At 72.4% G+C, this 20712-nt stretch carries 15 protein-coding genes; 7 read left to right on the top strand and 8 right to left on the bottom strand.

Annotated elements, in window-relative coordinates; all coding sequences use genetic code 11:
• Window positions 1-130: 130 nt before the first annotated feature.
• The 6 genes from C4J65_RS21525 to C4J65_RS21500 form a co-directional block, all read right to left on the bottom strand.
• The gene (locus C4J65_RS21525; RefSeq protein WP_115743853.1) at window positions 131-1174 is read right to left on the bottom strand and encodes a BMP family ABC transporter substrate-binding protein; all 1044 of its coding nucleotides are present in this window, start codon (window positions 1172-1174) and stop codon (window positions 131-133) included.
• Between the two features lie 195 nt (window positions 1175-1369).
• Complete coding sequence (locus C4J65_RS21520) at window positions 1370-2608, bottom strand: M20 family metallopeptidase (RefSeq protein ID WP_115743852.1); 1239 nt, start codon at window positions 2606-2608, stop codon at window positions 1370-1372.
• Window positions 2609-2847: 239 nt separating this feature from the next.
• Window positions 2848-3915, bottom strand: coding sequence for a hypothetical protein (locus tag C4J65_RS21515; RefSeq protein ID WP_115743851.1), 1068 nt, complete (start codon window positions 3913-3915; stop codon window positions 2848-2850).
• A 43-nt stretch (window positions 3916-3958) separates the two neighbouring features.
• Window positions 3959-4897 carry an N-acetylneuraminate synthase family protein gene (locus tag C4J65_RS21510; protein ID WP_115743850.1) on the bottom strand — a complete coding sequence of 313 codons (939 nt, stop codon included), beginning with the start codon at window positions 4895-4897 and terminating at the stop codon, window positions 3959-3961.
• A 13-nt stretch (window positions 4898-4910) separates the two neighbouring features.
• Window positions 4911-6209 carry an N-acylneuraminate cytidylyltransferase gene (locus tag C4J65_RS21505; RefSeq protein ID WP_115743849.1) on the bottom strand — a complete coding sequence of 433 codons (1299 nt, stop codon included), beginning with the start codon at window positions 6207-6209 and terminating at the stop codon, window positions 4911-4913.
• A 332-nt stretch (window positions 6210-6541) separates the two neighbouring features.
• On the bottom strand, window positions 6542-7882 hold the full coding sequence (locus C4J65_RS21500) for a DUF6716 putative glycosyltransferase (RefSeq protein ID WP_115743848.1): 1341 nt from the start codon (window positions 7880-7882) through the stop codon (window positions 6542-6544).
• A 198-nt stretch (window positions 7883-8080) separates the two neighbouring features.
• On the opposite strand from C4J65_RS21500, the gene C4J65_RS21495 reads away from it, so the two are divergent.
• The 6 genes from C4J65_RS21495 (at window position 8081) to C4J65_RS21470 (ending at window position 16657) form a co-directional block, all read left to right on the top strand.
• On the top strand, window positions 8081-9061 hold the full coding sequence (locus tag C4J65_RS21495; RefSeq protein ID WP_115743847.1) for a glycosyltransferase family 2 protein: 981 nt from the start codon (window positions 8081-8083) through the stop codon (window positions 9059-9061).
• Window positions 9058-10392, top strand: a complete 1335-nt coding sequence (locus C4J65_RS21490) for a polysialyltransferase family glycosyltransferase (RefSeq protein ID WP_115743846.1) — start codon at window positions 9058-9060, stop codon at window positions 10390-10392. The genes C4J65_RS21495 and C4J65_RS21490 overlap by 4 nt, the downstream gene beginning before the upstream one ends.
• A gap of 185 nt (window positions 10393-10577) precedes the next feature.
• Complete coding sequence (locus tag C4J65_RS21485) at window positions 10578-13244, top strand: glycosyltransferase family 4 protein (RefSeq protein WP_115743845.1); 2667 nt, start codon at window positions 10578-10580, stop codon at window positions 13242-13244.
• Window positions 13245-13428: 184 nt separating this feature from the next.
• A complete protein-coding gene (locus C4J65_RS21480) occupies window positions 13429-14376 on the top strand; it encodes a class I SAM-dependent methyltransferase (protein ID WP_115743844.1) in 948 nt (315 codons plus the stop codon).
• 44 nt (window positions 14377-14420) lie between these two features.
• Complete coding sequence (locus tag C4J65_RS21475; protein ID WP_115743843.1) at window positions 14421-15572, top strand: acyltransferase; 1152 nt, start codon at window positions 14421-14423, stop codon at window positions 15570-15572.
• A gap of 77 nt (window positions 15573-15649) precedes the next feature.
• A complete protein-coding gene (locus C4J65_RS21470) occupies window positions 15650-16657 on the top strand; it encodes a class I SAM-dependent methyltransferase (RefSeq protein WP_115743842.1) in 1008 nt (335 codons plus the stop codon).
• On the opposite strand, the gene C4J65_RS21465 is transcribed toward C4J65_RS21470, so the two are convergent.
• Window positions 16642-17292 (bottom strand): TetR/AcrR family transcriptional regulator, encoded by a 651-nt coding sequence (locus C4J65_RS21465; protein ID WP_115743841.1) that lies wholly within the window; start codon window positions 17290-17292, stop codon window positions 16642-16644. The genes C4J65_RS21470 and C4J65_RS21465 overlap by 16 nt on opposite strands.
• A 96-nt stretch (window positions 17293-17388) precedes the next feature.
• Between C4J65_RS21465 and C4J65_RS21460 the strand changes: the two genes are divergently transcribed.
• Complete coding sequence (locus C4J65_RS21460; protein ID WP_115746562.1) at window positions 17389-18828, top strand: FAD-dependent oxidoreductase; 1440 nt, start codon at window positions 17389-17391, stop codon at window positions 18826-18828.
• A gap of 55 nt (window positions 18829-18883) precedes the next feature.
• Here C4J65_RS21460 and C4J65_RS21455 read toward each other — a convergent pair whose 3' ends face one another.
• Complete coding sequence (locus C4J65_RS21455) at window positions 18884-20464, bottom strand: methylmalonyl-CoA mutase family protein (RefSeq protein ID WP_115743840.1); 1581 nt, start codon at window positions 20462-20464, stop codon at window positions 18884-18886.
• Between the last annotated feature and the right edge of the window lie 248 nt (window positions 20465-20712).

The following is a 20712-nucleotide window of genomic DNA, read 5'->3' as shown; positions in this document are numbered from 1 at the left end:
GTACGGGGCTTGCCGGGCGCAAACGCGGGGTGGCGGAGTGTGACGCCCGGGCCTCGGGCGCGGCACGCGGAAGCGGACGGGCACCCGGGGGCGCCCGTCCGCTTCGTGCGAGTGTGTGCCGTGGTGGCGGCTACTCCGTGGCGACCTTGATGGAGCCGTCGACGATTCCGGCCTTGGCCTTCTCCACGGCCTCCTTGGCGCCCGGGACCTCGGCGAACTTCGGGTTGCTGTCGGACAGGCCCACGCCGTCGGACTTCAGGTCGAAGGTGTGGGTGCCGGTCAGCGGCTTGCCGTCCTCGACGGACTTGGCCAGGGCGAAGACCGCGCCGTTGATGTCCTTGAGGGCGGAGGTCAGGATGGAGTCCTTGTAGGCGGCGAGGGCCTCCTGCTTGTACTGGTCGGAGTCGACGCCGATCGCCCAGATCTTCGCCTTGGCGGCCGCCTCGATCACGCCCTGGCCGGAGAGGCCGGCCGCCGCGTACACGACGTCGGCCTTCTTTTCGATCTGGCCCTCGGCGGCGGCCTTGCCCTTGTCGGGGCTGGAGAAGCCGCCCTCCTCCGCGGTCTGCGTCAGGTACTGCGAGACGACCTTGACCTTGGGGTCGGTGTCCTTGACGCCCTGCTCGAATCCGGCCTCGAACTTGTGGATCAGCGGGACGTCCACGCCGCCCACGAAGCCGACGGTCTTGGTCTTGGTGGCCTTGGCTGCGGTGACGCCGGCCAGGTAGGAGGCCTCGTTCTCGGCGAAGACGAGGGACGCCACGTTCTTGCCCTCGACCACGGAGTCGACGATGCCGAAGGTGGTGTCCGGGTACTTGGCCGCCACGGCCTTCATCGCCGGGCCGTAGGCGAAGCCGACGCCGATCACCGGGTTGTAGCCCTGCTTGGCCAGGGACGTCAGGCGCTGTTCCTTGTCCGCGTCCGTCTCGCCGTCGGTGGGCTCGATGTCGGCGGTCTTGTAGCCGAACTCCTTCTTCGCCCGCTCCAGACCGGCGTACGCGGCGTCGTTGAAGGACTGGTCGCCCTTGCCGCCGACGTCGTACGCGATGGCGAGACCCTTGTCGTCACCGCCGTCGTCGCCGCTCTCGCCGCTGGTGCCGCCGCAGGCCGTGGCGGCGAGTGCGAGCGACGCGACCCCCACCGCGACGCGGATCAGTCTTGATGTCCGACGCATCTGAAGCTCCCCATTCTCCAAAGCCCCGCAGCGGGCGCTCGGTTCGGCGCACAGTAACGCGCGTAGAAACTCCTGGGAACGGGGTTGCGCGGCGCCGTTATCCATTCGTGCCGCTGGCCGGTTACCGCCCTGTCAACGACCGGATCGAAGGGGGACTTACCACCGCACCGCCCGCCGCGCCGCCCGCCGCACCGCCTACTGCACGGCGTCGATGAGGGCGGCCGCGGTGAACATCTCCACACCGACCGTGATGGCGTGCTCGTCCACGTCGAAGTCGCCCTGGTGGAGGTCGCGGACCGTGCGCTCGCCGGGCGGGCGGACGCCGAGGCGGGCCATGGCGCCGGGCACGTGCTCCAGGTACCAGGAGAAGTCCTCGCCGCCCAGGCTCTGCTCGGTTCCCTCCACGGCGTCGGTGCCGCGCCGGGCGACCATGGCGGCCTGGAGCAGCTCGGTGCTGGTGACCTCGTTGACGACCGGGGGGACGCCGCGGACGTAGGTGATCTCGGACTTGGCCCGGTACAGGTCGGCGATCTCGTCGATGGCGCCCATCACCAGGTCGGGCGCCTGCCGCCAGGCGTCCAGGTCGAGGCAGCGCACGGTCCCGGCGAGTTCGGCGTGCTGCGGGATGACGTTCGGGGCGTGGCCGGACTCGATCCGCCCCCAGGTGAGCGCGAGCCCGCTGCGGCTGTCCACGCGCCGGGCGACGAGCGGTGGCACGTCGGTGACCACCCGGGCGGTCGCGGTGACCAGGTCGGTGGTGAGGTGCGGGCGGGCGGTGTGGCCGCCGGGGCCGTTCAGGGCGATTTCCAGCCGGTCGCAGGCGGAGGTGATGGGCCCGACCCTGAGACCGATCCTCCCGGCGTCCACCCGGGGGTCGCAGTGCACGGCCAGGATGCGGCGCACCCCGTCGAGCGCACCGCCCTCGATGGCGTCGGCGGCGCCGCCGGGCAGCACCTCCTCGGCGGGCTGGAAGACCAGCCGCACGGGCCGGGGCAGCAGGCCCTGCTCGTGCAGGGCGGCGAGCACGAGGCCGGCGCCGAGGACGACGGTGGTGTGCACGTCGTGCCCGCAGGCGTGGGCGCGGTCCGGCACCTGGGAGCGGTAGGCGCACTCGCTCTTGGTGTCGGGGATGGGCAGGGCGTCGATGTCGGCCCGCAGGGCGAGCATGCGCGGTCCGCCGGACCACTGTCCCGAGTCGGTGCCGGTGCCGATGTCGCAGACGAGCCCGGTGCCGATGGGCAGCACGCGCGGTTTGAGACCGGCCCGCTCCAGCCGTTCCTTGATCGCGGCGGTGGTGCGGAACTCCTGGTTGCCCAGCTCGGGGTGCATGTGGAGGTCGCGGCGGAAGGCCACGAGCTCCGCGCGCAGCGCGTCGGGCAGGGTGCCGGGCAGCGCGGCTTGACCGGGAGTGCCGGCCTCGGACTCTGGGGACATCAACACGTTCACCCTTTGCAGCGTAGGGCTCCCGGGCGATCGATGGACCCACGATCAATAAAATTCAGCCCGTTAGGGGGAGAAAACTCGGCCGCCCTACGCATAGCCATCGTCTCGCTTGGGTAAACTGGGCCGCCTTTCCGACCGAGCCGATCATGAGATCGCCGGGAGTGGTCCGACCGCTCCACGGCACCCGTCCTCTTTCTCACGGTTACCACGCGTGGCCCGCTCCACGCGCCCTACGCCGTGCCCGCCACCGTCGACAGCCGGTGCACGTCCCGTGCCGAGCCGGTGACGCCGCTCAGGAATCCGCGGGCCCGCGGTGAGGCCGTCTCGGTGAGCCAGGCGGGGTCGATGTCGCAGACGGTGACGCGGACGTCGGTGCCGGCCAGGGCCAGCGGGAGGGTGTGGACGACGGTGGAGGGGAAGCTGAGGATGGTGCGGCCGATCGGGCCGCGGCGGGCGATCAGCTCCAGCGGGAGGTCGGGCCGGACGATCTGCAGGCCCGTCTCCACGGCCAGCCGGTGCAGTTTCACGGCGCTCTCGCGGCGGTGGGCGAAGTAGCGGGCCGCCCCGTGGCTCTTCGCCAGGGCGCGTACGGCGTCCACGTAGCGGTCGGCGTCGACGACGCCGGTCTCCACCAGGGAGGTGCCGACCATGTCGGCGCCCTTGGTGATGCGGGGCGGGCCGAAGCGGGACCTGGTCCAGGCGAAGTCGTTCGCGGTGACGGTGACGCCGTCGGGGACGTCCTCGATGGGCATGGAGGAGAAGACGGAGACCTGCCGGTCGGGGGTCGGGGTGAGGCGGTGGCGGGCGGACCGGGAGACCGGGGCGAAGAGCAGGTCGCGCGCGCCGGGACGGCTGCCCTTGCGGTGCCAGCGCACCAGGCGTTCGCCGTGGGCCAGCTGGGTGACGAACTCCATCGTGGCCGTCCCGTCGTCGACGACGACGAGGTCGTGGGCGCGGGTGATGGTGAGGAGCAGTTGCACGTAGCGGGAGAAGGGGTCGCCCATGACGATCCGGTCCGCCTGGCGCAGCGCGGTGGTCAGGCCGCCGACCGTGCGGAAGGGGGCCGTGGCGCCGCCGCGCGCCTCCTCCCAGCGGATCTCGTGGCCCTCCTTGCGGGCCAGTTCCGCCATGCGGCGCAGCTGGCCGCGGGTCATCGGGTCGACGGGTGAGAGGACCACGAGGGTGAGCTCCGCGCCGGGTGCGCGGCTGTGCGCCCACTCCAGCACGTTCAGCAGTTGTACCGGGCTCTCGACGAAGGCGAGAGTGCGGGGGCCGGCGTTCCCGGCGCGGGGGCTCATCGGTGGGGGACCGTCCCGTGGTGAGTGACTCGGTGGCCGGGGATCAGACGGTGACGGGCTCGCCCGCGGCGGCGGCGATCTCCGCCTCGGCGACGACGCCGGTGACGCGGCGCAGCTTCTTCATCGGGCCGAGCTCGGAGTCGTAGACCTTCTTGACGCCGTCGCCGAGGGAGGCCTCGATGGTGCGGATGTCGCGCACCAGGCGGGTCAGGCCCTGCGGCTCGACGGAGGCGGCCTGGTCGGAGCCCCACATGGCGCGGTCGAGGGTGATGTGGCGCTCGACGAAGGTGGCGCCGAGGGCGACGGCGGCCAGCGTGGTCTGGAGGCCGGTCTCGTGGCCGGAGTAGCCGATCGGGACGTTCGGGAACTCCTGCTGGAGGGTGTTGATGACGCGGAGGTTCAGCTCCTCGGCCTGCGCCGGGTAGGTGGAGGTGGCGTGGCACATGAGGATGTTGTCGCTGCCGAGGACCTCGACCGCGTGGCGGATCTGCTTCGGGGTGGACATGCCGGTGGAGAGGATGACCGTCTTGCCCGTGGCGCGCAGGGCGCGCAGCAGCTCGTCGTCGGTCAGGGAGGCGGAGGCGACCTTGTGGGCGGGGACGTCGAACTTCTCCAGGAAGGCGACGGCCTCGGTGTCCCACGGGGAGGCGAACCAGTCGATGTTCTTGGACTTGCAGTAGTCGTCGATCTGCCGGTACTCGTCCTCGCCGAACTCCACGCGGTGGCGGTAGTCGATGTACGTCATCCGGCCCCAGGGGGTGTCGCGCTCGATGTCCCACTGGTCGCGCGGGGTGCAGATCTCCGGGGTGCGCTTCTGGAACTTGACGGCGTCGCAGCCGGCCTCGGCGGCGGCGTCGATCAGCTTGAACGCGTTGTCGAGCTCGCCGTTGTGGTTGATGCCGATCTCGCCGGTGACGTAGACGGGGCGGCCGGGGCCGGCCTCGCGGGTGCCGAAGGTGCGGATGCGGGAGTTGGTGCTCATGGCAGGGGGTTCCTTACTTGGACTGGGTGAGCGTGGGGGTGGTTTCGAGAGCGGGGTCGAGGACGTCCAGGGACGGGCCGAGCAACCAGGTCGCGATCTCCCGTACGGCGCCTTCGCCGCCGGGGACGGTGGTGACCGCGCGGGCCGCGCCGCGTACGGCGTCGTGGGCGCTCGCGACCGCCACGGGCCAGCCGACGAGGGCGAAGCACGGGAGGTCGTTGACGTCGTTGCCGACGTAGAGCACGCGTTCGGGCGCGATGCCCTGTTCCTCGCACCACTGCTTGAGGGCGAGGTCCTTGCGGTCGATGCCGTGCAGCACGGGGAGCTTGAGCTTGCGTGCGCGGGCGGCGACGACCGGGTTCACCTCCGTGGACAGGATCAGCATCGTCAGGCCGCTGCGGCGCAGGGCGGCGATGCCGAGTCCGTCGCCGCGGTGCACGGAGACGAACTCCCGTCCGTCGGAGTCGATCAGCACCCGGTCGTCGGTCTGGGTGCCGTCGAAGTCGAGGACCACGGCGTCGATGTCGGCCGCGGCGGGGAGGCGGGTGGGAGGACCGACCGCGAGGGCGCCGGGCCGGGCCGTGTCGAAGTGCGGGGCCAGGGCTCGGGCGCGGGCGAGGTCGTGCGGGTCGTCGATCTCCAGGACGCGGGCCGGGTCGGTGCGGACCAGTTCGGTGCGGCCGAAGAAGCGGTGCTGGTGCTTGCGGAAGCCGGGGGCGGCCATGGCGTAGGCGGCGCCGGTCTCCAGCAGGTCCTGGGGGCGGTCCTGGCGGCGGGGGCGGTACGCCTTGTCGTGGTTGACGCCGTGGCCGCCGTCGGCCCCGCCCGTCTCGTCGGCGCCGTCCCGCCAGACGAAGCCGTGGAAGGGGGCGACGGTGACGGCCGTGTCCGCGCCGTCCTCGACGACCGCGCCGGCCACCCCGTCGACGTCCTCGCGGACCAGGAAGGGGCTGGTGCACTGGACGAGGAGGACCGCGTCGACGGCGGCGCCGTGCAGGGCCTCGTGGGCGTCCATGGCGTGCAGCACGGCGGCCTCCGAGGTGGCCGTGTCCCCGGCGATGGCCGCGGGCCGCAGCACGACCTCGGCGCCGGCCTCGCGGGCCGCCGCGGCGATGGCCTGGTCGTCGGTGGAGACGACGACGTCGGTCACGAGGCGGGCGGCCCGGCACTCGCGCACCGCGCGGACCACCAGCGGGACGCCGCCGACGGGGGCGAGGTTCTTCGCGGGAACTCCCTTGGAGCCCCCGCGGGCGGGAATCACGGCGAGCACCCGGCGCACCGAAGCGCCCGGACTCGCTTGACTGTTGGACATGGCAACTGCTCCTTGCACAGGTGTCGCGGGGACCGCGGACGCCGCGGACGGGACCGCAGGGGTCTCGGGTGTCGGGACGGGCCCGGGGACTGCGGCGCCGCCGAGGACCGGGGCCGGCCCGCCCGCCGGAGCAGCCCCGGGCGCCGGGACGGACCCGGAGCCCGAGGCCGGACCGGGAACCAGGACCGGCACGGGCGCCGAGGCCGGACCGGGGCTCGGCATCGACGCGGGCACCGAGGCCAGACCGGGGACCGGGACCGACGCGGCCGCCGAGGCCAGTCCAGGAATCGGGACCGACGCGGGTGCCGGGGCCGGTCCGGGGATCGGGGTCGTCACAGCTCCCCCATCCGGCGGATCACCGGGGCGACTCGCTGGACGCCGTGCCGGTAGGCGCCGCGGGCCGCGCGGCGGACGACCTGGCGGACCGGGCCGGGCGCGCGGTCGGCGGCGGGCGCGCCGGGCAGCGGCGTGCCGTCGGGGGCGAGGTGGTGGCGGGCGAGGATGCCGGGGAGGTACCCGGGGGCGGTGGTGAGGGTGTAGTAGGGGGCGAGCGGCGGCAGGCCGCCGGGCCGGACCAGCAGGGCGGCGATGCGGGAGCGGGCCTGGTCGAAGGCGGTCTCGTAGCCGCCGTCCGCCGCCACGCCCTGCCGGGCGACCCAGCCGGGGTCGGGGGCGGGACGGTGGCCGGCGTCGAGCTGGTCCCAGGAGGCGAGGCAGCCGGAGCCCACGAAGTGGTGGTTGCCGAGCGCCTCGCGCACCCCGAGGTCGCTGAGGACGACGGTGGGGATGCGGCGGTGCAGGGACTCCAGGGCCGCCGTGGAGCTGATGGTGACCAGGAGGTCGGTGCGGTCCAGGACCTCGCCCATGTGGCCGTACACCAGGCGGAAGTTGACCGGCGGGTCGGCCCGCTGCACCAGCTTCTGGTAGGGCAGCTCCTCGATGTGCGTGGTGTGCTCGCCGGGCCTGGAGCGCAGCTTGAGCAGCACCTCCCGCTCGGGGTGCAGCCGGGCGTGCCTGATCAGCCGTTCGAGGAGGTACGTACGGTCCCTGCGGCTGTCCGGCACGGAGGGCTGCGCGGCGAAGACCACGGTGTAGGGGCGGTCGCCCGCGTCGCCCGGCTCACCGGCGTAGGCGGCCCCGCCCAGGAAGGGCAGGGCGACCTCGGTCACCGCGGCGGCGTCGGCGCCGACCCCCTCGTACACGGTGCGGAAACGCTCCGCGTCCTGGCGGGAGTTGGCGAGCACGAGGTCGGCGCCGTGGCGCAGCAGCAGGCCGTCGGCGAGCTTCTCGTAGACGACGCCGACGTAGCCGGTGACGACCACGGGCCGTTCGGCACGGTCCTGCCAGACCCGGCCGAGCCCGTGCAGCATCGCCTGGACGCCGCCGCCGACCAGGGCGAGGACGAGGACGTCGTAGGAGTCCTCGCCGCGCGCCCCGTCCATGGCGCTCAGGAACTCGACGGCGGTCACCTCGCGGAGCGTGTCCGCGCTGACGCCGACCTCGCGCAGCTGGCGGGCGGTGGGGGTGGCTCGGCCGCGCAGGAGGTAGCCGTCGAGGTGGATCTCCGTGTCCCCGGGGCGGAGGCGGGTCGCGGTGAGCGCGCCCCATTTCCACCGGGTGTCGGAGTCCGCCAGGACGGCGACTCGCAGGGCCTTCGTTGCACTTGCTGGCACGCCGTAGACGCTAGGAAGCCATTTCTAGGAACCGCCCAACCGGAATCCAACAAAGGGTGAACAGCACATCGCCGAATGGGGAACCGGCCTGTCCGGGCCGCGGAAAAGTATCCGCTTCACCGCTTCGCCACGCCTCGTTCACCTCGTATCAAGCCACGGGTAAAGCCGCATGCCGGAGCCCCGCCTAACGTTCCCCACGTGCCAACTCTCTCCGTCATCGTGCCGTTCTACAACGTGCGGCAATACGCACCCGACACCCTGCGGAGTCTGCGCGCGAACGCGCGGGACGACTTCGAATTCATTCTCGTCGACGACTGCTCGACCGACGGGACCGCGGACCTCCTCGCGCGCGCGGAGCACGAGCTGCCCGGCGCGGTCCTGGTCCGACACGAGCGGAACGGCGGCCTGGCGACCGCCCGCAACACCGGCATCGGCCGGGCGCGCGGCGAGTACGTCACCTTCCTCGACGGCGACGACTGGCTGGCGCCCGGCCACTACGACCGGCTGGTCGCCACGATCGAGAAGCTGGGCTGCGACTTCGTGCGCACGGACCACGTCCAGTGCACGGCGCGGGCCCGCACCGTGTACCGGGTGCCGCACGGCCGCAGGGGCGTGGTCCTGCGGCCGCGGGACGCGATCCTGCCCGCCCACCGGTCCACGTCCGTCGACTACGCCTACGCCTGGGCCGGGATCTACCACCGCCGGCTGGTCGAGCGGGGCCTGCTGCACTTCACCGACGGGCTGCGTACGGCCGAGGACCGGCCGTGGATCTGGAAGCTGCACCGGGAGGCGGAGTCCTTCGCGGTGACCGGACTGCTCGGGGTCTTCTACCGGCGCGGTGTGGCGTCCTCGCTCACCCAGATCGGGGACGTCCGCCAGCTGGACTTCCTCCGCGCCTTCGACGAGGTCGTCGCGGGGGCGGCCGCCGACCCCGACGCCGCCGATCTGCTCCCGAAGGCCGTGCGCACGTACTGCGCGATCATTTCCCACCATCTCGGTTCCATCGAAAGGTTCGAGCCTGCCGTGGCCCGGAAACTGAAGACGATGAGCTCCGCCGCACTGCGGCGGATGCCGCAGGACGCGCTCGACCAGGTGCTCGGCTCGATGGACGCCGAGCGCGCCACTCGGCTGCGGCGGCTGCGCCGGCGTGCGGTCGCGGGCGCGGGGGTGGCCGCGTGAGCACGCAGATCTTCCTGGCGTCGACGCTGTACGGCACGGCCACGCTCGCCGCGGCCCTGGACGCGGGCTGCTTCGACGCGTCCGACCGGCGGATCCTGCTGGTCTCCAACAACGCGACGACGCCCGAGACGACGCCCGCCGTGGACGAGATGCCCGGATTCGAGCAGTTGCGGTCGCGGTTCGACGACGTGGTGTCGTGGAACGAGACGATCTTCCCCTTCCATCCGGGCGGCTGGTCGCCGCGGGTGGACGACGCACCGATGTGGGAGCGGTATCTGCGGCTGGCCTGGGGGCTCGGCGACGACGACGTGGAGCTCGTCGTGGAGTCGATCCAGGTGCACCCGGCGCTGGGCGTGGCGCAGATCTTCACCGACGCGCCGCTGACCGTCTACGCGGACGGTCTGATGAGCTACGGGCCCACCCGCAACAAGCTCGACGCGCTGGTCGGCTCGCGCGTGGAGCGGCTGCTCCACCTCGACCTGGTGCCGGGCCTGACGCCGCTGCTGCTCACCGAGTTCGGTGTCGCGCCGGAGATCGTGCCGACGCAGGCGTTCACCAAGGTGCTGGCCGAGCTGGCGGGCACCGGGGCCGGGCTGCCGGACGTCGAGGAACCGGCGCTGCTGCTCGGTCAGTACCTGTCGGCGCTGGGCATCCTCTCCGCCGAGGAGGAGGAGTCCCTGCACGTGCGGATGCTGACGGGCGCCGTCGGGCTCGGCCACACCCGTGTGGTGTTCAAGCCGCATCCCACGGCCCCGGCGCGCTTCATCCGCTCCCTGGAGCAGGAGGCGGAGCGGCTCGGTGTCGAACTCACCGTGCTGGACACGCCGGTCCTGGCGGAGGTGCTGTACCAGCGGATGCGCCCGGCGCTCGTCGTCGGCTGCTTCTCCACGGCCCTGCTCACCGCGTCCGCCCTGTACCGCCTGCCGGTGGCCCGGGTCGGCACCGACACCCTGCTGGACCGGCTGACGCCGTACGAGAACAGCAACCGCGTCCCGGTCACCATCGTCGACGCGCTGCTGCCCGGACCGGACGACGCCGAGGCCGTCGCCGAGGGGCGTCCGGGCCTGGACACCGAGGCCCTGGCGGCGCTGGTGCGGGCGGTCGGTTTCGCGATGCAGTCCAAGATCCTGCCGGAGCTGCGGCCGGCCGCCGAGGAGTACCTGCGGAGCAGTCTCGACGCCCGCACCCGGCGGTACTTCAAGAAGCGGCGGCTCACGTCGTTGGGGCTGCCCGGCGGAATTCCGGAGCGGCTGGCATTCCTGCCGCGCAACGCCACGGCACGCAGGGTCGTGCGCCGGGCGCGCAGTATTCGACGGTCGGTCAAACGCTGAGAAAACTTCCGGTGTCGGGAACATGGACGTGGAATCCCTGGGCCGCCCTGCCCCTTTCCGTTCATTTTCCCTTCACTCATTGGACGCCACTTCCCGTGCGATGATCCCCACGGGAAATCTCCCCAGAAAAATCACAACTCTGTGCATCTGTGCACCACAGACCCTTGGGACTGGGCTGGTCGTCTATGCGTATCGCCGTTTTCATCGAGAACCGCAACGGTGTCGGTCTCACCGCAGGGATCATGAACGCGCCGGGGGCACGGGAGCACACGTTCCTGCTGGTCACCGCCGACCTCGAAGGGGACGTGGGGCGGTGGATCGAGGAGGAGGCCTTGGCCCGGCTCGACGGGGCGCGGGTGGACAACCTGTTCCGGGAGGAGGAGGCGCTCGCGCACGCGCAGTTCCTGGAGGAGATAAGTCCCCGAATATCGGATTTCGTGCGGACCGAGTCCGTCGACCGGCTGGTCCTCTTCAACGACCGTTCGCAGCGCGGCAGCAGGATCGCCCAGGCCCTCACCGAGACGCTGCCGGTGGTCCTCGTCCAGGACGGTCATCTCGACTTCCACTACAAGAGGCTCGGCCCCGGGCTCCGCGACCAGAACTGGTACTACGGTGCATCGGGGCCCGCCGCGGTCTGCGTCTGGGGCCCTTCGCCCGCCCAGCACCTGCTGTACCGCAGGGCGGACGACGACCCGGTGGTCCACATCACCGGCGCCCTCGGCCACAGCGACGACCCGGACCTGCTGCGCGCCACGCTCAATCCGGCGCCGCGGCCCGCGCGTTCCTCGCGGGAGCCGTTGCGGATCATCGTCCTCGACCAGCCTCTGGGTGACCAGCGCAAACTGGCGGCCGGTCAGCACCGCGAGTACCTGCGGGCGGCCTGCGAGGCGCTCGCCGAGTTCGGTGAGGTCGCGGTCAAGCCGCATCCCTCGACCCTCTCCGGTCACCTGAACTGGCTGGGCACGCTGCCCGGGGTCACGGTCCTGGACGAGTCGACGCTGGTGGACGCGGCGGGCCTGGAGTCCTACGACCTGGCCCTCACGTTCTTCTCCACGACCTATCTGCAGACCCTGCGGGCCGGCGTCCCGCTGGTGCTGTTCAGCCCGCCGCCGCTGAACATCGTCTTCCCCGCCGTCAATCACGCGCTGCTGCGCAACGTCGGCAGCGTGGGGGAGCTCGTGGACCTGGTGGGGCAGTTGCACCGTACGGGCAAGTTCGCCGGCAACAACACCGGGGAGCCGCTGACCCACTTCCTCACCTTCCACGACGACGTGGCGGAGCGGATCCTCACGGTGGTCCAGGAGGCGAAGGTCCGTGCGCCGCGGGCCGCCCCGGAGTCCGGCGAGGCCTCCCGCGCACCGGTCGGCACCCGCGCCGAGCGCGCGCTGCGGGCGGTACGGGAGCGGCAACGGCCGCCCCGCTCACTGGCCGTGCTGGGCCTGGGCTTCGGCTATGTCACGGGCGTGGCGATCCCGGTCCTGACGTACACCCAGGCGCTGCTCGCGCACTCCCCCGTGGACGTCCGCTACATCGACCTGAGCGCGTACTGCCGTACCGAGGACGTGCTCGACGCGCTGCGGGACATCGACGTGGTCCTGGTCAACAGCCTGGCGCCGCTGTGGCGTTCGGCCATCGGCAACGACCTCGTCGGCACCCTGCTCGCCGAGGCCCGGCCGGTCTTCCTGTACGCGCACGAGACCGAGCACGTGATGGCCTACGAGGCCGAGCACAGCGGGCTGCGGCACAAGGAAATGCTGAAGCTGCTGCCGGAGCTCAGCGTGCTGTGCGTCTCCACGGCCCAGGCCGACATGTTCCGCGGGCTCGGGGTCACCGATCCCGTCGTCGTCTACAACTCCGTTCCGCAGGACACCCACCGGGTCCGCGCCCGGGCGGTGCCGGGGGCGCGGCCGCGGATCGTGATGGTCGGCTCCATGCAGGACCGCAAGGGCCTGGACCTCTTCTCCCGGGTCGCGGAGCTCGCCCACGCCGAGGGCCTGCCGTGGCGGTTCACGTGGATCGGCCACCGCACCCCCCGGATCGCCTCGTCGACCCTGATCTCCGACCGGGTGACGTGGACGGGCGCACTGTCCCGGCCGCGGGTGCGGGAGGAACTGGCCGCGTCGGACGTCTTCTTCCTCTCCTCCGTGGACGACCCGATGCCGCTGTCGGTGGTCGAGGCCGTCCAGCAGCGGCTGCGGGTGGCCACCTACCGTCGGGTCGGCTCCCACGAGGTGCTCGACGGGGTGCCGGGCTACCGCTCCTTCGCCGACTACACCCCCGAGGCGGCGTTCGAGGCCCTGCGGGCGGTACTGGGCGAGCAGGTCTCGGAGGGCGACTACCGGGAGGTCGAGGAGCTGTTCGCCATCCCCGCGTTCACCGCCCGGATGACGGCCGCCCTGGGGCTCCCCGGCCCCGACCGGGTGCCGCACGCGCGGGACACCGCGCCCGAGGAGGACCTGGGCACGGCGGACGGCGACGCTCCCGGGGAGCTGCGGGCGGTGATCCCGCAGCAGATCCGGCACCTCAACGAGGACTTCAAGCGCCACGTCAGCACGGGGAACGTCGAGGACGCCCTGCGGGTGGGCACCGAGATCCTGCGCCGCCGGCAGCCGGTGGACGTGCTGATCGGCATGGCCGAACTGCAGGCCGCCCGGGGCCGGACCGGCGAGGCGTGCCGGCTCCTGGCCGCCGCGGCCATCGCCGGTGGCGACCGGGGCCGGGTGTGGTCGGAGATCGCCCGGGTGGCGGCCCTGCTCGGCCCGCGCGGCCGGGCCATCCGCCAGCTGGCCCGCAGGGAGTCGGTCAGGGCCCAGGTGACCCATCACTCGGCGCGGCTGCGCAAGGGGGACTGAGCGCCGGACCGGCCGGGGCCGGGGCGGCCGTCCCCTGCCGGACAGCCGGAGTTCCCCAGAAGTTCTCCCGATGGCCCGCTCGGCTGTTCTTCTCCCGGCCGTGCGCATGCCTAGCCTTGCCCCACCCCCACCCGTGTTCCTCGTACTCACGTTCAACTCCGTGACGGATTGAGGTCCTTGACCCATGAACAGCCGTTCCCTCCTCCGCGGTCCGGCGGCCCGGCGCCTGCTGCGCCCGGTCGCCGACCTGATCGACGAGCGCATCGAGCGGCGGGTCCGTTCGGCCGCCCGGGGCGCCGACGCCCAGGGGGCGCCGGGCGGCCCGGACACCGAGCGGCTGGTGCGGGACGTCGAGGTGCTCAAGCGCCGGCAGCTCACCTTCGAGCTGCTCTGCGGCCCCCGTGGCCGCGGCATCTCGCGCATGGTGGCCGAGGCTCCGCTGGAACGTCTGTACGCCGAGGTCACGGCCCTGTCCGGGGACCGCGACGCGGCGGTGCGCAACGTCTCCGCCGCGTTCCGGCTGCTGGTCGCGCTGGAGTCGCTGGGCGTCGGCCGGATCGCGGGCGGCACCATGAACATCTGCGGCAAGCTCGGCACCATCCCGCTGCTCGACCCGCCGAACGACGAGGTCCTGGAGATCGGCACGCTGTACGGCATGTTCTCCGCCGGGCTCGTGCGGATGCTGGAGCGCGACGGCCGCGGCCCGAGCCTGACCATCGTCGACCCGTTCGCCGGCGTCCAGCTCCAGCCCGGCACCGAGCAGCGCCCCGACCCCACCGGGACCCCGGTCGACGAGCACGCCGTACGCACCAATCTGGGTCTGGCCGGTCCGGCGGGCGCGGCGGCGCGCATCCAGCGCGGGTACTCCGAGGACCCCGGGACCCGGGCCGCCGTCTCGGACCGCCGCTACGGGGTGATCGTCGTGGACGGCGACCACTCGGCCAAGGGCGTCGCCCAGGACCTGGAGTGGGCCGAGGAGATCTCCGCGCCGGGCGGGATCGTCGTCCTGGACGACTACGGCGACCCCCACTGGCCGGGCATCAAGACCGCCCTGGACGACCACCTGAAGGGCGAGACCCGCTTCACCTACCTGGGCAAGGCCGCGCACTCCGCATACCTGCGCGCGTCCTGACCACCGATGAACGACCGGACAGCGGTCGAAGGAGTAGTACGAGCGTGACCAAGACGGTCGTGAGCACGTCCATACCGCGGCCGGAGGAGAGCGTCTCCCCTCCGGCCCCGTCCGGTCCGGCACCGGCGCCGCCCAGGTCCACGAAGGGGCGGCTGCGCGCCCTGGACGGACTGCGGCTGGTGGCCGCGCTGATGGTGGCGGCGTACCACTACGGCGGGCGCGGCGGTGACGTGACCACGGCCTGGGGGTCGTCGCCGAAGTTCCAGTTCCCGACCCTGCACTCGCTGTTCGCGTACGGCTGCCTGGGCGTGCAGGTGTTCTTCGTGATCAGTGGATTCGTCATCTGCATGAGCGGGTGGGGACGGTCGCCGCGTTCCTTCTTCGCCTCGCGCGCCTCCCGGCTGCTGCCCGCCTACTGGGTGGCGGTCGTCCTCGTGACGGCCGTGTTCGCCCTGCCGGTCGTCGCCTACGAGGCGGTCTCGCCGAGCGAGGGGCTGCTGAACCTGACGCTGCTGCACCAGCCCCTCGGCGCCGATCGGGTCCTCGGTGTGGACTGGACGCTGTGGGCGGAGATCCGCTTCTACGCCCTGTTCGCCCTCTGCGTCGTCCTGCCGGGCGCGAGCCGGCGGCGGGTCATCCTCTTCTGCGCCTGCTGGACGCTGGGGGCGGCGATCGCGCAGGCGGCCGAGGAGCCGCTGCTCGACCTGGTCCTGATGCCGCAGTACGCGCCGTTCTTCATCGGCGGCATCGGCCTGTACCTGGTGCACCGGGACCGGCGGGACGCGTACGCGTGGGGCATCGTCGCCGTGAGCTGGCTGATCGGCCAGTACTGGGCCGTGCAGGACCTGTGGCGACCGCCCTCCCCGGACGCCTTCGCCAACCGGACGTCGTTCGGCATCATCCTGATCGTCACGCTGGGCTTCGCCCTGGTCGCCGTCATCGCGCTCGGCTGGCTGCACTGGGCCGACTGGCGCTGGCTGACGGTCGCGGGTGCGCTGACCTACCCCTTCTACCTCGTCCACGAGCACCTGGGCTGGGTCGTCATCGAGGCGCTCCACCAGGATCTGGGCGTCCCGTCGTACGCCACCTTCCTGCTGACCGTCGCGGCGATGCTCGTGCTGGCCCGGCTGCTGAACCGGTACGTCGAGAACACGCTCACTCCCCGGCTGCGGAACGCGCTGTCCCGGACACATTGAGCGATACGTGCGATTTTCTGACCGTCGTATGGCGCGCGCCCCCTCCATTTCGGGTGCCGAGGGGGCATCCTCGCCTCATGGCCACTGCGCAAGAGACGCACGAGTACCCCGGTGAGCTGAACGACGTCCCCGGCTGGTTCTGGCCGCTCGACCAGGTGCTGTTCTCCTGGTTCCTGGAGCGGCAGGAGCGCCTGGACACCCGCGGCGACCTGCTGGAACTGGGCGCCTACCTGGGCAAGAGCGCGATCCTGCTCGGGCACCGGCTGCGGGACGGCGAGACGCTCACCGTCTGCGACCTGTTCGGCGCCGAGCCGCCGGACGCGGCCAACCGGGCGGAGGCGGCGAAGTCGTACTCCTCGCTCACCCGCCAGGCCTTCGAACGCAACTACCTCTCCTTCCACGACACCCTGCCGAGGATCATCCAGGCGCCCAGTTCCGCGGTCGTCGACGAGGTCGCGCCGGGCACCTGCCGCTTCGTCCACATCGACGCCTCGCACCTGTACGAGCACGTGGCGGGCGACATCCGTGCGGCCAGGGAGCTGCTGGGACCCGACGGCATCGTCGTCCTGGACGACTTCCGCAGCGAACACACCCCGGGCGTCGCCGTCGCGGCCTGGGAGGCGGTACTGGGCGGCGGGCTGCGCCCGGTCTGCCTGAGCAGCCAGAAGCTGTACGGCACCTGGGGCGACCCGGAGCCCGTGCAGGAGGAGCTGCTCGCGGCGCTGCGCGGGCGCGACGACATCGCCGTGACCGTGGAGCCGGCCGCGGGACACCGGCTGGTGCGGACCCGCGCCCGGGGCAAGCGGCTGCGGCCGCCGTCGCTGCCGTCGTCGCGGCACCCCGCCGCCGTTCCCGCCGCCGACGGGGGCCGGCCGGACGCCGCGCCGGTGCCCGAGCAGACCGTGCAGGCCCGTCCGGCGCGGACCGCGGCCCGCACGGCCCGGCCGTCGGCCCGGCGGGACCGTACCCGGCGGCTCGCCCTGGACCTGCTGCCGCCCCTCGTCACGCGCGCGGTGCGCCGGTACCGGGCGGAGCGGCGGTCGAGGGCGGGCGGGGCCGCGGGGGCGGCTCAGTCGAGGCCGTAGGACGCCGCGATGCCCGCGATCACCAGGGCCAGCGACTCCTCGAAGTGCCGGTCGTGGTCCGTGAAGATCTCCGCGCCCGCCGCGGCCGTCAGAGGATAGTCGGCCAGCAGGCGGGCGCGCTCCTCCACGTCGAAGCCCTCCCGGCGCTCGCCGGGCAGGGGCTCGACGCCCTGTTCCTCGGTGACGAAGCCCAGGGTGAACAGGTACGTCGTCGTGTTCGCCCGGACCGCCTGGGCGAGGGTGAGTCCGGCGGCGGTGAACAGCCGCAGGCTCTTCTCCATCTCCTCGGCGTGCACCGCGCCGGTGAAGCGTGAGCCGCTGAAGACCTTGGCGCCGTCGCGGTAGCCCAGCAGCGAGGCGCGCAGGCCGCGGTTGGCCTCGAGCAGCCGCTCCCGCCAGGTGGCGGCCGGGTCGAGGGCGGTGGCCGCGACCATCCGCCGGTACATCTCGGTGGCCATCTCGTCCAGCAGGGCCTGCTTGTCCTTGAAGTGCCAGTACAGGGCGGGCGCCTTGACGTCCAGCTCCCTGGCGATGGCGCGCAGGGTCAGGCCCTCCAGGCCGACGTCGTTCAGCAGCTTGAGCGCCGTGTCCGCGACCCGTCGGCGGTCGAGGGGGGCGCGTCGTTCTGTACTCACGCTTGACAGCTTAACGGCGTTAAGGCCATTCTTGAACCCGAACGGTACTTAACGTCGTTAAGGAGAGTTGCCGTGAATGTCACGGATGCGCCCGCCCTGGACGCGGATGTTCTGATCGTCGGCGCGGGTCCCACCGGTCTCGCCCTCGGTGTCGACCTGGCCCGGCGCGGGGTCCCCGCACTGATCCTGGAGCGCGCGGACGGACTGTTCCCCGGCTCACGGGGCAAGGGCCTGCAACCCCGGACCATGGAGGTGTTCGACGACCTCGGCGTCCTCGCCGCGATCCACGCGGCGGGCGGCACCTACCCGGTCGCCATGGTCTGGCGGAACGGCGAGCGGGTGGGTGAGCACCCCATGTTCGACCCGGCGGAGCCGATCGAGGACTCGCCGTACAACGAGCCGTGGATGGTGCCGCAGTGGCGCACGCAGGAGATCCTCGCGGGGCGGCTCGCGGAGCTGGGCGGCAGGATCGCCTTCGGCCAGGAGGTCGCCGGTCTCACGCAGGACGCGGAATCCGTCACCGCGCACCTGTCCTCGGGCGCAACGGTCCGCGCCCGCTACCTGGTGGCCGCGGACGGCGGCCGGTCGGCGGTGCGCCGCGCCCTGGGCATCGGCATGACCGGCGAGACCGTCGACCCGAATCCGACGCTGGTCGCGGACGCCCGGATCCGTGGCCTGGACCGGGACAACTGGCACGTCTTCCCGCCCGGCGACGGCGCCGACTTCCTCGTCGTCTGCCCCCTGGCCGGCACCGAGGACTTCCAGGTGATGGCGCGGTTCCCGGAGGGCGCGGACGTGGACGTCTCCCCGGACGGCGTCCGCAAGGTCGTCGCGGAGCGCTCGCACATCGCGGCCGAGGACGTGACCGAGGTGCGCTGGGCCTCCGACTTCCGGCCGCGGGCCGCCCTGGCCGACCGGTTCCGCGCGGGCCGGGTCTTCCTCGCCGGGGACGCGGCGCACGTGCACTCGCCCGCGGGCGGCCAGGGCCTGAACACCAGCGTCCAGGACGCCTACAACCTGGGCTGGAAGCTGGGGGCGGTGCTGACGGGCGCCGCCCCGGCCGGGCTCCTGGACAGCTACGAGGAGGAACGGCGCCCGATCGCGGCGCAGATGCTCGACCTGTCGACCGGCGTCCACCGCGGCGAGGTGCGGCGCGGCGGGGCGACCCGGCAGCTGGGGCTGGGGTACCGCGAGTCGTCGCTGACGGTGGAGGCGCGGGGCGCCGTCGGCGAGGAGCCGGTGCGGGCCGGGGACCGTGCGCCCGACGGGAAGGTGGACGGCGTACGGCTCTTCGACGCGTTCCGGGGGCCGCACTGGACACTGCTGGCGCTGGGCGTCGACGCGCCCGGCGGTGGCGTGGGGGAGTCGGTACGGGTGGTGCGCGGGGGCGCGCACGGGGCGTACGGGGCGGGGCTGTTCCTCGTACGGCCGGACGGGTACGTGGGGTGGTCCGGGGAGTCGACGGCGGGCCTCGACACCTACCTGGGCCGGTTCGGACTGGGCGGCCGAGGCCCGAACCGGTCCGCCGCCGCCTGACGGGACGTCTTCGCCCCGATCACCCGGGCGAGGCAACAGCCCGGCTCAGCGGCTGTCAGAACGCGTCCGACGGGACGTACGTCCCCCAGACCTCCCGCAGCGCGTTGCACACCTCGCCCACCGTGGCGCGGGCGCGCAGGGCGTCCTTCATCGGGTACAGGACGTTGTCCTCGCCCTCGGCCGCCTTCTTCAGGGCCGCCAGGGCCGAGTCCACCGCCGTCCGGTCGCGCTCCGCGCGGAGCCTGGCCAGGCGGTCGGCCTGCTGGGCCTCGATGGCCGGGTCGACGCGGAGCGGCTCGTAGGGCTCCTCCGCGTCGAGCTGGAAGCGGTTGACGCCGACCACGACCCGCTCCCCGGAGTCGGTCTCCTGGGCGATGCGGTAGGCGGAGCGCTCGATCTCGCTCTTCTGGAAGCCGTGCTCGATGGCGTTGACCGCGCCGCCGAGGTCCTCGACCTTGCGCATCAGCTCCAGCGCCGCCGCCTCGACGTCGTCGGTCATCGTCTCGACGACGTAGGAGCCGGCGAAGGGGTCGACGGTCGCCGTCACGTCCGTCTCGTAGGCGAGCACCTGCTGGGTGCGCAGGGCCAGGCGCGCGGACTTGTCGGTGGGCAGCGCGATGGCCTCGTCGAAGGAGTTGGTGTGCAGCGACTGGGTGCCGCCGAGGACCGCGCCCAGGCCCTGCACTGCGACGCGGACCAGGTTCACCTCGGGCTGCTGGGCGGTCAGCTGCACGCCGGCCGTCTGGGTGTGGAAGCGCAGCATCAGCGACTTGGGGTTCTTCGCGCCGAACTCCTCCCTCATCACCCGCGCCCAGATCCGGCGGGCCGCGCGGAACTTGGCGACCTCCTCCAGGATCGTCGTGCGGGCCACGAAGAAGAAGGAGAGGCGGGGCGCGAAGTCGTCGACGTCCATGCCGGCCGCGACCGCGGTACGCACGTACTCGATGCCGTCGGCGAGGGTGAAGGCGATCTCCTGCGCGGGCGAGGCACCGGCCTCGGCCATGTGGTAGCCGGAGATCGAGATGGTGTTCCACTTCGGGATCTCGGCCCGGCAGTACTTGAAGATGTCCGCGATCAGGCGCAGCGACGGCTTGGGCGGGAAGATGTACGTCCCGCGCGCGATGTACTCCTTCAGCACGTCGTTCTGGATCGTGCCGGTGAGCCGGTCGGCGCTCACGCCCTGCTCCTCGGCGACCAGTTGGTAGAGCAGGAGCAGCAGCGAGGCCGGGGCGTTGATCGTCATCGACGTGGAGACCTTGTCCAGCGGGATCCCGCCGAACAGCACCCGCATGTCGTCGATGGAGTCGATGGCGACGCCGACCTTGCCGACCTCGCCGCTCGCGATCGGCGCGTCGGAGTCGTGGCCCATCTGGGTGGGCAGGTCGAAGGCGACCGACAGGCCCATGGTGCCGTTGGCGATCAGCTGCTTGTAGCGGGCGTTGGACTCGGTCGCCGTGCCGAAACCGGCGTACTGGCGCATCGTCCACGGCCGGCCCGTGTACATCGACGGGTAGACACCCCGGGTGAAGGGGTACTTCCCGGGCTCGCCCAGCTTCTCGGCCGCCTCCCAGTCCGCCAGGGCGTCGGGCCCGTAGACCGGTTCGATGGGCAGCCCGGACTCGGACTCGCGCGTCATGGTGTGATGCCTCCCGCTGAGCACATGTTCGACCTGCTCGAACTACCCGTCACCTGCCCGCCGGTACGGGCCGATCCTTCGACGGACTGTATCCGCGCGCGTGCACCCGGTGGAGAGGCGCACGCTGGGACCTTCCTCACAGCCCCGGAGAGGGCCCCGTCACAACGATGCCGTGCCGTTCGCGGCGCGTCATCCCGGGGAACATCTCTGGGGACGTCCGTGCGGGGCCGTGAGACGACGGGGGGCCG

The organism is Streptomyces sp. CB09001, assembly GCF_003369795.1.
Lineage (GTDB): Bacteria > Actinomycetota > Actinomycetes > Streptomycetales > Streptomycetaceae > Streptomyces.
The sequence above is the reverse complement of the archived record's forward strand: the minus strand, read 5'-3'. Positions and strand labels throughout refer to the sequence as shown.